The following is a 12,840-nucleotide window of genomic DNA, read 5'->3' on the forward strand; positions in this document are numbered from 1 at the left end:
GTAGAACGGTCTATATCTCCAGTTGCGCATCGTATTTGAGGAGTCTTCTGATACGACAGGAGGTGTTTTACGCAGAACGCCCGGAGAAAAGGAGCCAATCTCGTATTAGGATTTTGTCGCCTCTCTAGCCCCGTCCGCACCCGAGAGCACCTTTGTTTGAGCGGGCACTTCCGCGAGCGCGGCTTTAAAAACTCTGCTACACTTTCTTCAATGGTTGAAACATCTCGATTGATTATAAAAAAATGGACGGTTGACATGGCTGGGGACTTCCTGGAGCTTTCCCATGATGAAGGCTTCACTCTGTACCCGATCACGGACTATCGACAGGCCGATATCGAATCCGCGCGTGTGTGGATTCAAAAAAATACCGGCAAATACGCCGTCATCGAAAAAAGCAGCGGCTGCGTGATCGGCATGGGCGGGCTGACCCCGTGGCATTGGGAGGGCGAAGACCTTGTTGATCTGACTTACAGATTCAAAGCTTCCGCCCAAGGAAAAGGTTATGGCACAGAACTGGCGCGGGCCCTGATCGCATACGGATTTACAACTCTTAATCTGACTCAGATCACCGCGACAATCACCACGGATAATATAACCTCAAAAAAATTGGCGGAAAAACTGGGCATGAAATTCGACAGGCAGATTGTTCTGTTAAACATTCCCACAGATATGTATCGTTTGTACAAATAAGAAAGAAGCATGTAATGGAAACAATTAGCTGGGACGACTTCACCAAAGTAGAACTTCGAATCGGAAGAATTATCAGTGCTGAGCCTTTTCCCAAAGCAAAAAAGCCAGCTTATCTGCTGCAAGTGGATTTCGGACCTGAAATCGGCACTAAAAAATCCAGCGCCCAAATCACAAACCTTTACACGACAGAGGAATTGATCGGAAAACTCGTTGTGGCCGTTATCAATTTTCCCAAAAAACAGATCGGCCCCATCATGTCCGAATGTTTGGTTACAGGCTTTCACAACGACAAAGGAGAAGTTGCCCTGTGTGTCCCGGACAAAGATGTACCGCTGGGCACGAAGCTGCTTTAGTGCAGGCTACAAGAATGGTGCGGCTGGAGAGATTCGAACTCCCGACCCCCTGGTTCGAAGCCAGGTGCTCTATCCAGCTGAACTACAGCCGCACTGATGAGGTCACCAGACTATCAATGAAGACCTTTAAAACGCAAGAAATGAGCTGGCGCGCCGTGGCGCTCCCCTTTTGAAAACCTTAATCTTTGATAATGAGATGATTTTTAAGCTCGTTCTGACCGGGTGTTGTCACCGGGAAGTGAGTTTTCAGATCCTGTCCGCAAGCTTCAATCGCCGCTACAAACCCCTGGGCCCATTCACCCTTATGAAGCTTTTCCCCCAGCACCGCCAAAACCTCGTCCCAATGTTCCTTGGGAAGCTTCTTGGAAATGCCTTCATCTGCCAAAACGACAGCCTTTTTTTCCATGACGGAAACAAAAATCAATACCCCTGTTCCGTTTTCAGTGCGATGGATGCGGTTTAGATAAAATTCCAAATGCGCGCGCTGATGGACCGAATCCACCTCATCACGTTCGGGCACAAAGACCTTCTGAATCCATTTACTCTTGGCCAAAACATGGGAAACCCCATAGATCGCCACCAACAGCACCGGCCACAGCCACACCCAAGGTGTCACCCACAACCAGTCACTGAACGGGAATTCAACAATCACCAAAAGCAACGTCAAAAGCAGGGTCAATGACAAAGGCACATGCCCCACTGCCGAAGAACGACGAACAATAACAGGAACGATCTCACCGGAAGTGGATTCTTCCACACGGGAAATCGTCGCCTCAATCTGGGCCAGATCACTTTCAGAAAGATATTTATTAATCCAAGCCATAATCCCTCAAAAGAAAGCCCGTTACCAACTGCCGGAAGATCCACCACCAGAGAAGCCACCGCCGCCACCGGACCAGCCACCGCCTCCTCCACCAGAAGACCATCCTCCCCCGCCGCCCAGGCCGCCGCCCCAGCCGCCACCACCACGGTAGTAACGTCCGCGACCGCCACCAAAGCGTCCAAGGATGGAAATGATAATGAATAGAAGAATGATCACGCCAATAGGAATTTCACCGCCGCCATCATCATCTTTGGCCGGGGCATTTTCCTGAAGCCCGTGCTGTTCAGCAAATTCTTTGTCCGCCAAACGCAAAATTTCATGCGTCCCCAGAACCACACCGGCAGAAAACTGACGGGAACGGAACAAAGGAACCACCTGATCGCGAATAATCCGACTGGCAATAACGTCCGGGATCGCACCTTCCAACCCCTGCCCGACTTCAATACGAAGTTTGCGGTCTTCCGCCGAAATCAGAAACAAAACACCGTTATCTTTTTTCGCATCACCCAGCTTCCATTTGTCAGTGATTGCAATAGACGCCATTTCAATCGGAGTTCCATCCAAAGACTGAACAATCAAAACCTGAACTTGCGCCACGCCACGCTTGTTGAAGTCGTACAAAAGCTGCATCAGCTCCTGCCGATCATCGCGCGTCAGATATCCGGCTTCATCCATGACCGGACCAGTCAAAGTGGGAACTTTGAATTCAGCCTGAGCCGCAAGGCTCAAGCTGAAGAAGACAGAAAAAAGGGAAAGAGTCAGAAAACGCATGTGTGAAGTTAGAACTTCACGTCCGGAGCTTTTTCAGCCGCCGCTTTTTCTTCGGGAGCCATATCCCACTGAGGCAGGAAACGGGCTTTTTCCGTCAACGTGGTTGGTGGTTTTCGGCTGACCGCGCATGCTTTCCAGTTTTACCTTCTTGCCATTTGCGTCCAGCAGTTCGGAATTTATTTTCCTACACCAGTGGGTTTAGCACCGTGGCCGCCCTGTCCGGCGCACGTGAAGTTTGCACCGTCGATGTGTCGGCCAACTTCATTGAGTGGAGCAAAAACAATTTCCAACTCAATGGTCTTGATCCAGAAGCGGAAAATCACGAGTTCTGGGTGCAGGATTGTATTTTATTTTTGAAAGGCACCATCCGCCGAAAGCGCAAGTTCGGCCTGATCGTGTGTGACCCGCCTTCCTTTGGCCGATCCAAAAGCGGTGTTTTTTCCATCAGTAAGAACTTTGATGAGCTGCTGATCAACTGCATGTACTGCCTGCAAAAAGACGGTTTGCTGCTGTTCTGCACCAACTACGAAAAGTGGACCACTGGGGACCTGCACCTGCGTTTGAATAAATTAAAACGTGAATTCTCGTTCAAGATTCTGCCGGCACCGGCGCAAGGCATGGACTTCGAGCTTCCCGATCAGGAACCGCTGATGAAGTCCATTATTCTGCGTAAAAACTAATTCGCCGAAATCACAGCAAACTAAGGATAAAACTCGTAGCGAACCTGCACACGTTCCTCCCCTTGCAAGCCCATCTTGGAACCGCTGGCATAAGGGGGAATCGCCCGGGCTGTCTTCTTTTTCTTCGCCGGGAAAAACTTGTCCGCCACATAACAGTCAAAGCGCTTATCCTTGCACAGGGCTGTAAATTCCTTCTTGCTCCCTTTGTGCACGTACAGCTCCACCGCTTTGGTCATGCGATCCAAAACCGCCAGATCCTGTGGGTCCACCACAATGCCAGAGTTGCGCGATAGCTCTGCCGGGGAAGCTTCAGGTTTGGCGCCGGGTTTATCTATCTTTTTTGCCGATGACGTTTTCTTCGCCACCGGAGCATCGTCAAAATCCAGATCCTGCGTTTTCTTGTGTGCACAGGAAACCATCATCAGTGTCAACAGAGTCAGAACCACGAAATGTTTCATTTCAACACCCATTCACCCCAAAGAGCGCCCTCTCCATTTGGATGAGCCTTGGCATAATTATAGAACTCCTGAACGAAAGCCGCACGTTCTTTTTGATAGACATGCTTCCAGTCCCCGGCCACCGCCAGAACATCATAATCATTACTTAGCTCCGTGTTGCGCCTGATGATCTCGTCAAAAGAGGTATCCTTGGCGTTTTTCAGCATATCAAACAGAATCATAAACGTGGTCGTTCGCCCTTTGCCCGCTCGGCAGTGAAAATGCACCCACGCGTCCGCCGGTAAGGCGAGAACCTTTTCAATGAAACGATCCACTTCAGAATCCACCGGACGCACATGATCTGTCACTGTCAGGCGAACATACTGATGTCCTGATGTGCGCACCATGCTTTCTTCGGTTTCAATACTTTTAATAGTGGTGTTACCCAGCTTATCACCGACACGCAAATCGCCCAGCAAGCGACGCTCGCGACGGACGGCCTCTTCGTGATTTAGATCGGCATTGGCCCAGTCCCGTTCAGCATACCAGGTCACGGGTATATCATTGATCAAACCGTGTGATTCCTGGCGCAGATCAAAAACATACAGCGCGCCCTTGTTCTTTTTCACAGGTTTGGCCACGTCCTTCATGGCTTTCGGGGAAAACGTGGCACTGCCGGACATGCGAAGCGCCTCATTTTTACGATAATTAACAGGATGACGTCCGTCACGATCGTGATCAAAAACCAGCTCCACCGGAGAAGTCGGTTGAGGACGAGTCATAAAGAACGGAACTTTGGCGGGTTGTTCAGAGATCGTGGTCACGGTTTTTTCCGCACACGCACCCAACAACAGGACAATGGGAAGCAACGCAGTTTTTTTCATAAGACTCCCTTCACCCAAAATTCTAGGGGAAGGGGCCGCCTATGTCTATGCCAACGTACCCCGGCTGAACATTTCTTCCAGATACTTCGCAGCACTGTCTTGTGTGCGCATGTAGTAGTGAGCACGCAGAATTCCCTGCTCTTCTTCCGTGAGTGAGGCATTGGCTCCACGGCGTTTCAGGCGATCCTGAGAAATATGATACAAGGCCAAAGCGCCCGCGACCGAGATATTAAAGCTCTGCACAAAGCCGGTCATGGGAATGATTACAGTTTCATCAGCCGCTTCGATCATTTCCGGAGTCACACCATCGCGTTCATTACCAAGTACCAGAGCCGTCTTGCCGCTGAAATCAATTTCGTGCAGAGGTTTTGACCGCGCATCCAGATGGGTCACACAGATCTTGTAACCTTGATTTTTGAGAGCCTTCACGCAGTCAGTGGTCTTTTTCCACTTTTTGACTTCGACCCATTTGTCAGCCCCTTGGGTGACACGGTTGGCTTCCTTGAATTTTTCCTGGGTTTCAATCACATGAAAATTGCCAAAGCCCAGGCCTTCAGCACTTCTCATCACCGCAGAAATATTCCCACGGTCATAAATCCCTTCCAGCACCGCCGCCGTGTCGAAATTGCGCAAGGACACAACCTTTTCGATTTTTTCGCGACGCTCGTCCGTCAGCAGGGGCCCGATCTTCTCAAGAACGATTTTATAGTTCACAAGCAGATCGGAATTGATTTCAAGTTCGGGCCCGTAAGGGAACATGCTGACCTCTTAAATGCAGGACTATTTGTAAAGAGCTTCCGGATTTTTCGCCAGATCGCGAGTGATGTTCTTTTGGTGAGCTTCCAAAGTGCCGCCACCAATCTCAAGCAACTTTGCGTCTCTCCAAAGTCTTTCCACCACGTATTCACCCACATAACCGTAGCCACCCAGAACCTGAATCGCGCGGTCTGCGACATTTTTCGCCATGGTGGTCGCCACAAGTTTCACACCGTCAGAATCCAGACGGTTGCCTTCTTTGTTTAAATCCATACGACGAGCGGTTTCATATACATAGGCACGCGCCGCTTTGTATTCAGCATAAGAATCCGCAATATAGCGCTGCATTTGACCGAAGTGATTCAAAGACTTACCGAAGGCTTCACGCTCTTGAGCGTAGCGATTCATGATTTCAATGGAACGTCTTGCGATACCTAAACTCATCGCCGCCAAAGTCAGGCGCTCGATTTCAAGGTTGCGCATCATGTGCAGCATGGAATCACCTTCGTGACCAATCAAGGCACTGGCTGGCACATGGCAGTCCTGGAACACAAGCTCTGCCGTGTTGGAACCACGCATACCCAATTTGTCTTTGATCTTCTGACCAACAGCGAAGCCTTTATGGTCTTTTTCAACCAGGAAAGTAGAGATCAAAGCGCGTCCGTGTTTTTCACCCGTGCGCGCATAAACCAGAACCAGATCGCAAGGTGTGTTGTTTTCATCAATCGTGCCGTTTGTGATCCACATCTTGCGACCATTGATCACGTACTCGTTGCCTTTTTTAACGGCTGTCGTCTGCATCCCCAAAACGTCTGTGCCGATAGCCGGTTCAGACATCGCCATAGAGCCCACCCATTCGCCGGAACAAAGTTTTGGCAAAACACGCAGACGCTGTTCATCACTGCCATTCACGGCGATATTGTTCACACACAGCATGGAGTGCGCCAGATAGGCCAAACAGAAACCCGGATCTGCGGCAGAGAATTCCTCATGCACGATGGTGGCCGCTGTTGCATCCATTCCCGCACCGCCGAATTGCTCGGGAACTGTGATTCCCAGAAGCCCCAGCTCGCCCACTTTTTTGAACAGGGCCAGGTTGAATTTTTCGTTGCGATCGCACTCGTGCGCCTGCGGTTCGATTTCCGCCTCGGTGAAAGCCTTCAGAGTTTCACGCAACATCGCGTGTTCAGGTGTTGGATTGTAAAGATCAAATTCTTTCCAATTGAAAGACATAAAAGCGACTCCTTAAATCGAGATGCATACAGTCAGGCGAATCTATGAAGAGACGGCCTTCGGGGCAAGGGTTAGACCACAATAATGCGCCGCATTTCACCCGTTTAGCAAGTGGTACTGGACGCTGATACAGCCTTGGAATAGCTTTTTGATCTGCGCCTTAAGGAGACCACAAAATGAAAGCCGCTGTTTTGGGTATTGGGACCGAACTGACCGACGGGCAAATTGTAAACAAAAACGCCTCTTGGATTTCCAAAAAACTCAAAGATTTGGGGCTGACGACCCAGACCCACCTGGTGGTTCCTGACGAACGCGACCTGATGCGGGAAGGGATTGAGTTCTGTGCCAGCAAAGCCGACCTGGTTTTTATCACCGGGGGCTTAGGGCCTACTTCGGATGATTTTACTCGTGATGTGGTGGCGGATTGGGCCGGTCGCAAGCTCGTCTTTGACGACGGTTCCTGGCAGCACGTAAATGACCGCCTGACCTCACGAGGTTACGTGGTGAAAGACATCCAAAGACAACAATGTTATTTCCCCGAAGAAGCCCAAGTGCTTCCCAACAAAGAAGGCACTGCCAATGGATTCTTTCTGGAAGCACACGGTAAAAAAGTTTTCGTACTGCCGGGACCGCCCCGGGAAATCGAAGCGGTTTGGGATGCCAGTATCGCCCGGTGGCTGCAACAAAACACTGCCGGTCTGGACCCGTATATCACGCGCAAATGGGACACCATCGGCGTGGGCGAATCAGATGTGGCGCTGATCGTGGAAGAGGTTCTACAAGGAATCAAGGTTGAAAAAGGTTATCGCGTGCACCTGCCTTATGTCGAAATCAAGGCGTCCTTCCACCGCACACGTGAACAGGAACTGAAAGCCCCGTTGGAGCAACTGACCGAAGCCCTGCATTTTTGCACCATTGCCCGGGATGGTGATGATGTCGCGGAGCTTTTCGCAGAAAAACTAAAGGATATAAAATCCATCTGTTTGATTGACGAGGTGACAGGGCAGTTTTTAATGAACCGCCTGATGCCGGTGCTGCGCGGATTTATGACTGATCAACTATGGAGCTTTTCAAAATCCCGCGACGTAAAAAGTCCGGCAGATTTGCATTTGCACCTTTTTCCAAAGGACGAACACAGCTGCGAGGTCAGCCTGGATTATCGCGGGCGCAAGGTGAAAGACTTTATCACCAGCCCCTATAAAACCATGAATATGAAAGAAAGAAGACACCAGTATTTTGCCGAAATGGCGGTGATCTTCTGGTTGAAAAACCTGTAAGAATCAACCCGCCTTGCGGAAACCGGCAAAAAGTTTGGAGATAAAGCCCGGCTTGGTCCAATTTTCCGGAGCTTCGATCAGACGATGATAGTTTTGATCTGCATAGCGAAGATGATCATAAATCAGCACACACGCATCCTGAGCCGAGGCATATTCCGAGGCCTTGATGCTGTTTCTATAAAAGTCCCCGACAACATCAATACTGCCGTTGGGGTTTAGAAAAACCTCGATCACTCCAAAATCAAAGTACATCTTGCGCTCTAACGGACGCAATTTATGACCTTCAAATTTGAAGTTCTGAAAAACCCATTTGTCCTTGGCTGCTTCAAGCAATTTGACTTCGATATAGGCGCTGACATTGTTGCTCATAATCAATCCCTCAATGATACGTCCGAACGAGGATCTCCTACTGATACACTTATCGGCTCACGGAACAGTTTTATTGAGGGGGAGACCAAAAAAAACAGGTAATCCGAACTCCACTTCAATTTAAGGCACTACTGGTCCGTTCCAGCCCCGGCGCTTCGTGAATGAGGTCCGAAAACCACCTGAATACACTGTTTGGTCACCATGGGTCCGATTTAGCAAAGCCCTTCACAGAAGGGTTTGTCTCTGTATAAGAGGTCATGGGTGTCATGGCAGACCACCCTCCGCCAGTCCATCCCAGCACCTGTGAGAATTGATCATATCAATTGAGCGGTTTTCTTCATACAAAAGACACTTGGATGGCGGTTATTTCCGTGACTGTTGTTTTGGAAAAAACTGTTGTGATCTCTTTTGAAATAGCATCGATGCTTGCTTCCATAGAACAAGCCTGCAAAAGAAGAAGAACGACACCACATGCAAAAAAGCGCAACCCAAAGGCCGAAGAAGTATTCATGTTCAAATTGTCGGCCTGAACTATAAGACTCTAAAGATCCAACACTGCAACTGATGAACTTCAGACGATAAAATCGTTTTGCCCGAAACAAATGATTACAAAGTTCAAAGGGATTTCTTTTTTGTAAGCGGAAATTTTGCGAAAAAAAAACGGCGACTGTTGTCGCCGTTTCGGGGGATAATTCAGATGTATGAATACAGAAACTGACCTTGGACCTGCTATTTTTTCAGATTAAGTCCTTTAAGAGCTTCAGCCATGGCGCCCAGACCGGAGGAAGCCGTTGAGTGAGACTTCCAGCTGCTGTCTTCCGTTTCACCAGGAAGGCCCAAAGAGATCTTCTTTTCTTCAAATAGAATTTGATCCACTTGCACGGTCACATCGTCACCGCGTTTTTTGTTTTCATATTGAGCGGCCTCAACAGAATCACGCCATTTGGAGCGTGGCAAAAGACCTGTCACGCCCGGAGCGATGTTCACAAACAAACCGTAAGTTTCTTTCTTTTCCACTTTCCCCTGCACCACAGTGCCCACCGGGAATTTCTGCGGAACGGTCATCCACGGATTACCCGCTCCATCAGCCTGTTTCAAGGAAAGAGAAATCTTCAATCTGCCGTCGATCTCTTCCATCTTCAGAAGTTTTACAGTGACCGGCTGCCCCGCCATCACAACTTCTTTCGGATCATGAACACGAGACCAGGAAAGTTCAGAAACGTGGATGAGACCTTCAATGCCTGCTTCCAGTTCCACGAACGCACCGAATTTTTCCAAGCGCACGATTTTACCTTCAAGCAATGCACCCGGCTGGTGCTTCAGCATGAACGTGCCTTCGTTTTCAGCCTTTTGCAGATCCAGAACCTTACGACGGGACACAACAATGTTGCGGCCTTTGGGGTCCAGCTGCGTGATCATGAAATCAAACTTCTTACCCACGTACTCATTGGCATCCTGAACAAAACGGCTATCGATCTGACTGATTGGGCAGAACGCCGTCTTACCCTGGATATTCACGCGGAAACCACCGTTGCAGGTTTCAGTCACGCGGCCTTCCACTGGAAGCTCCATATCGAAAGCGTCTTCCAAAGAATCGGTGGAGGCATTCAAAGAACCTTTTTTCGCCAGGCGAACTTCGCCGCCCTTGATGGCAGTGACAACACAGTCGATATAATCGCCGACTTTGTATTTTACCTCTTTGTTTTCATCCAAAAGATCTTTCGTCAGGATCATGCCATCCATCGGCGTACCTGTGGAAACAAAGGCCTCTTCTTTTCCGATGGAAAGAATCTCACCATGCACTTGATCGCCGACATTAAGACGAGTCTTCAGGCCTTTTTCAGATTGAGCAAAAAGCTGCTCAAAAGAAGCAAAGTCTTGTGTTTCAGGAACATCATCACCAAAAATATCTTTTTTAGACATAAAGCAGTCCTTCAATTTTAAAAGAGGAAATAGAGAATAAAGGCAGCCCCCCCACTTTGACCAGCACCGCCGCACAAAGCCAAAGCTAGGAGCAACCGACCGTAGTGCCGCAGTTCGGGCAGCGATAACACCCACTCGTAAGCACCGTGTCACTCCCACACTCAGGGCACTTCATGGTGAAGTTCGGGACGGGAACTTCTTCCACGGCCTTGGGTTTTTCCTTTAAATTCAGTGGCTGACTTTGCTTGCTGCCGTCCCGATATACGGCCACGGCCTTCACCCCAAGCTCCCAAGCCAGGAAGTAAATGCGGCTGATGTCGTCCTCGGTGGCGGTACTTGGCATATTCACGGTCTTGGAAATGGCTCCACTGATAAACGGCTGCACCGCCGCCATCATCAGGACATGACTTTCCGGTGAAAGGACGCGATGACCCGCTGGAGCTGTGGCACAATCAAAGACAGGAATATCCTCGCCCCGAATATGAGGCGCCCCCACAACGGAGTTATTTTCCTCAATATACTTTAGAATCGCCTGTCGTTCCGGCTCCGGATAGTCCAGGGCCTTTAAAGCTGTATCCACAGACTGATTGACGATTTGAATCTCGCCTCCACCGACAAGTTTTTTAAACTTGATCAAAGAAAAATCCGGTTCAATGCCCGTGGTATCACAATCCATCAAAAGACCGATGGTTCCGGTCGGCGCGATAACTGTCGCCTGTGCATTTCGGTAGCCATGCTTAATTCCATTGTACAAAACGCCCTTCCAAAGATTTTTGACGGCTTTATCCACGCCCGAAGGCAATAGCCGCCACGGCACTTTGCTGACAGCCCGTTCGTGCATCTTCATGACCTTCAACATACTGGCGCGATTACGGCGGAAACCATCAAACGGCCCCTTGGCACGGGCCATCTCTGAACTGGTCAAATAAGCCACACCTGTCATCAAAGACGTCAAAGCCCCGGCCCACGCACGACCTTCCTCACTGTCGTAGGCAATGCCTTTTCGCATCAGCAAACTGCCCAGGTTGGCAAAGCCCAATCCCAAAGGACGATAGCTGTGAGAATTCTGCGCAATCTGCTGTGTCGGATAGCTGGAATAATCCACCAGAATTTCCTGTGCCACAAACAATGTGCGCGCGGTGTGAATGAAGGCTTCAAAATCAAAGTCCCCTGTCTCACTTAGAAATTTCGCCAGATTGATCGACGCCAGATTGCAGGCGGAATCATCCAGGAACATGTATTCCGAACACGGATTGCTGGAGTTAATCACATCCGTTTTAGGACAGGTGTGCCATTTATTGATTGTATTATGAAACTGAATTCCCGGATCAGCGCACACCCAGGCCGCCTTGGTGATTCGTCCCCATACTTCTGTGGCAGGAATTTCCCGCAAAGATTTTCCAGTGATGCGGGCCTTGAGCTTCCAAGGACGATCCTCTTTCACCGCTTTCATAAAGGCGTCACTGACCCGCACAGAGTTATTGGCATTCTGTCCCGAAACTGTGCGATAAGCCTCGCCTTCAAAATCGGCGCTGAGGCCTGCCGCAATTAACAAGTGGGCTTTACGTTCTTCCAGCATTTTCCAGTCGATAAATTCCAGCACTTCGGGATGGTCAATATCCACCACCACCATTTTGGCCGCGCGCCTTGTGGTGCCACCCGACTTGATCGCCCCGGCACCTCGATCCAAAACCTCCAGAAAAGAAATCAAGCCCGAACTTTTTCCGCCAGAGCCTGTGGCTTCGTATTTGCTGCGGATCCTGGAAAAGTTTGTGCCCGTTCCGGAACCATACTTGAACAGCTTGGCTTCGGTTTTGGCCAGATCAAAGATGCCTTCAATGCTGTCATCCACACTTTGAATAAAGCAAGCTGAACATTGGGGCCGTTCATAAGCATTCCGGGTTGGCTGAATGGATTTTTTCTTTTCATCCCAGGCAAAATGTTCGCTGGGCGAATTGGCTTTATAAGCTTCCCACAATCCGGCATTGAACCACACCGGACTGTTCCCAGGCAAAATGTTCGCTGGGCGAATTGGCTTTATAAGCTTCCCACAATCCGGCATTGAACCACACCGGACTGTTAAAGGCCCCGCGCTGGGACAGTAAAATGTACTTTAGTTCTTTGCCAAAAATATCGGCCTCTTTGCGGGAGCTGAAGTAGCCCCCTTGCTTTACCGCCGAACCCACGATGGCTTTCACCACCCGATCCACCATCTGGCGAACCGAGTTTTCATGTTTGGCCCCCGGCACACCGACTTTGCGGAAGTACTTGCTGGCGGCGATATCAATCGCCAGTTGGGACCAGCCTTCCGGAGCCTCAACATTTTTCATTTCAAAGAATGTTTCCCCTTTGCGATTGCGGATCTCGCAGTTCACACGTTTCCAGGAAAACAGACTTTCCGGATTCTTTCCGGCAGCGACAAAGTACGACGGGCTGTGCAGAGTTTTATTTTTCATGATTACAGTCTAGAGGGAGTTTTTCTTTCAGCCAAGCAAGAAGCCCCTCACACATGTTCGAAAAGCCAATGGTCTTAAGGCGGGGTGAACGTTAAGGCTTGGCAATATGACCTGTCTTTAATCCCCGACGCTTGTTTAGGGTCATCAGTAAGCCGTTAAGAATTCTATGAAAAAAGCAACACGGGAGT

The 12,840-nt window shown here is 49.6% G+C and carries 12 protein-coding genes, 1 tRNA gene and 1 pseudogene; 4 read left to right on the forward strand and 10 right to left on the reverse strand.

What is annotated here, in order from left to right:
* Nucleotides 1-210: 210 nt before the first annotated feature.
* Nucleotides 211-690, forward strand: a complete 480-nt coding sequence (locus EZJ49_RS02230; protein WP_262555918.1) for a GNAT family N-acetyltransferase — start codon at nt 211-213, stop codon at nt 688-690.
* A 14-nt stretch (nt 691-704) separates the two neighbouring features.
* Entirely contained in the window at nt 705-1,043 is a 339-nt protein-coding gene (locus EZJ49_RS02235; protein ID WP_262553944.1) for a tRNA-binding protein, read from the forward strand.
* Nucleotides 1,044-1,058: 15 nt separating this feature from the next.
* Here the strand turns inward: EZJ49_RS02235 and EZJ49_RS02240 are convergent.
* From EZJ49_RS02240 to EZJ49_RS02250, 3 genes are all read right to left on the reverse strand, one after another.
* A tRNA-Arg gene (locus tag EZJ49_RS02240) sits at nt 1,059-1,135 on the reverse strand.
* An 86-nt stretch (nt 1,136-1,221) separates the two neighbouring features.
* Complete coding sequence (locus EZJ49_RS02245) at nt 1,222-1,866, reverse strand: TPM domain-containing protein (RefSeq protein WP_262553947.1); 645 nt, start codon at nt 1,864-1,866, stop codon at nt 1,222-1,224.
* Between the two features lie 21 nt (nt 1,867-1,887).
* A complete protein-coding gene (locus EZJ49_RS02250) occupies nt 1,888-2,637 on the reverse strand; it encodes a TPM domain-containing protein (RefSeq protein WP_262553949.1) in 750 nt (249 codons plus the stop codon).
* A gap of 2 nt (nt 2,638-2,639) precedes the next feature.
* Between EZJ49_RS02250 and EZJ49_RS02255 the strand changes: the two genes are divergently transcribed.
* Entirely contained in the window at nt 2,640-3,317 is a 678-nt protein-coding gene (locus EZJ49_RS02255) for a class I SAM-dependent methyltransferase (protein ID WP_262553951.1), read from the forward strand.
* A gap of 20 nt (nt 3,318-3,337) precedes the next feature.
* Here the strand turns inward: EZJ49_RS02255 and EZJ49_RS02260 are convergent, their stop codons facing one another.
* Genes EZJ49_RS02260 through EZJ49_RS02275 form a run of 4 tightly spaced genes read right to left on the reverse strand, consistent with a single transcriptional unit; the run spans nt 3,338 to nt 6,627 of the window.
* Nucleotides 3,338-3,775 (reverse strand): hypothetical protein, encoded by a 438-nt coding sequence (locus EZJ49_RS02260; protein WP_262553953.1) that lies wholly within the window; start codon nt 3,773-3,775, stop codon nt 3,338-3,340.
* On the reverse strand, nt 3,772-4,638 hold the full coding sequence (locus EZJ49_RS02265) for a tyrosine-protein phosphatase (protein ID WP_262553955.1): 867 nt from the start codon (nt 4,636-4,638) through the stop codon (nt 3,772-3,774). Before EZJ49_RS02265 ends, EZJ49_RS02260 begins: the two co-directional genes overlap by 4 nt.
* Before the next feature lie 45 nt (nt 4,639-4,683).
* On the reverse strand, nt 4,684-5,397 hold the full coding sequence (locus tag EZJ49_RS02270) for a TrmH family RNA methyltransferase (RefSeq protein ID WP_262553957.1): 714 nt from the start codon (nt 5,395-5,397) through the stop codon (nt 4,684-4,686).
* Nucleotides 5,398-5,418: 21 nt separating this feature from the next.
* Nucleotides 5,419-6,627, reverse strand: coding sequence for an acyl-CoA dehydrogenase family protein (locus EZJ49_RS02275; protein ID WP_262553959.1), 1,209 nt, complete (start codon nt 6,625-6,627; stop codon nt 5,419-5,421).
* 176 nt (nt 6,628-6,803) lie between these two features.
* On the opposite strand from EZJ49_RS02275, the gene EZJ49_RS02280 reads away from it, so the two are divergent.
* Nucleotides 6,804-7,904, forward strand: a complete 1,101-nt coding sequence (locus tag EZJ49_RS02280; protein WP_262553961.1) for a competence/damage-inducible protein A — start codon at nt 6,804-6,806, stop codon at nt 7,902-7,904.
* Between the two features lie 3 nt (nt 7,905-7,907).
* Here the strand turns inward: EZJ49_RS02280 and EZJ49_RS02285 are convergent, their stop codons facing one another.
* The 3 genes and pseudogenes from EZJ49_RS02285 to EZJ49_RS02295 form a co-directional block, all read right to left on the reverse strand.
* Nucleotides 7,908-8,273, reverse strand: a complete 366-nt coding sequence (locus EZJ49_RS02285) for a hypothetical protein (protein ID WP_262553963.1) — start codon at nt 8,271-8,273, stop codon at nt 7,908-7,910.
* Nucleotides 8,274-9,002: 729 nt separating this feature from the next.
* The gene (locus tag EZJ49_RS02290; protein ID WP_262553965.1) at nt 9,003-10,196 is read right to left on the reverse strand and encodes a S1 RNA-binding domain-containing protein; all 1,194 of its coding nucleotides are present in this window, start codon (nt 10,194-10,196) and stop codon (nt 9,003-9,005) included.
* Between the two features lie 85 nt (nt 10,197-10,281).
* Nucleotides 10,282-12,652, reverse strand: a pseudogene (locus EZJ49_RS02295) (vitamin B12-dependent ribonucleotide reductase).
* Nucleotides 12,653-12,840 lie beyond the last annotated feature (188 nt).

Source organism: Bdellovibrio bacteriovorus (assembly GCF_025558485.1).
Classification (GTDB): domain Bacteria; phylum Bdellovibrionota; class Bdellovibrionia; order Bdellovibrionales; family Bdellovibrionaceae; genus Bdellovibrio; species Bdellovibrio bacteriovorus_G.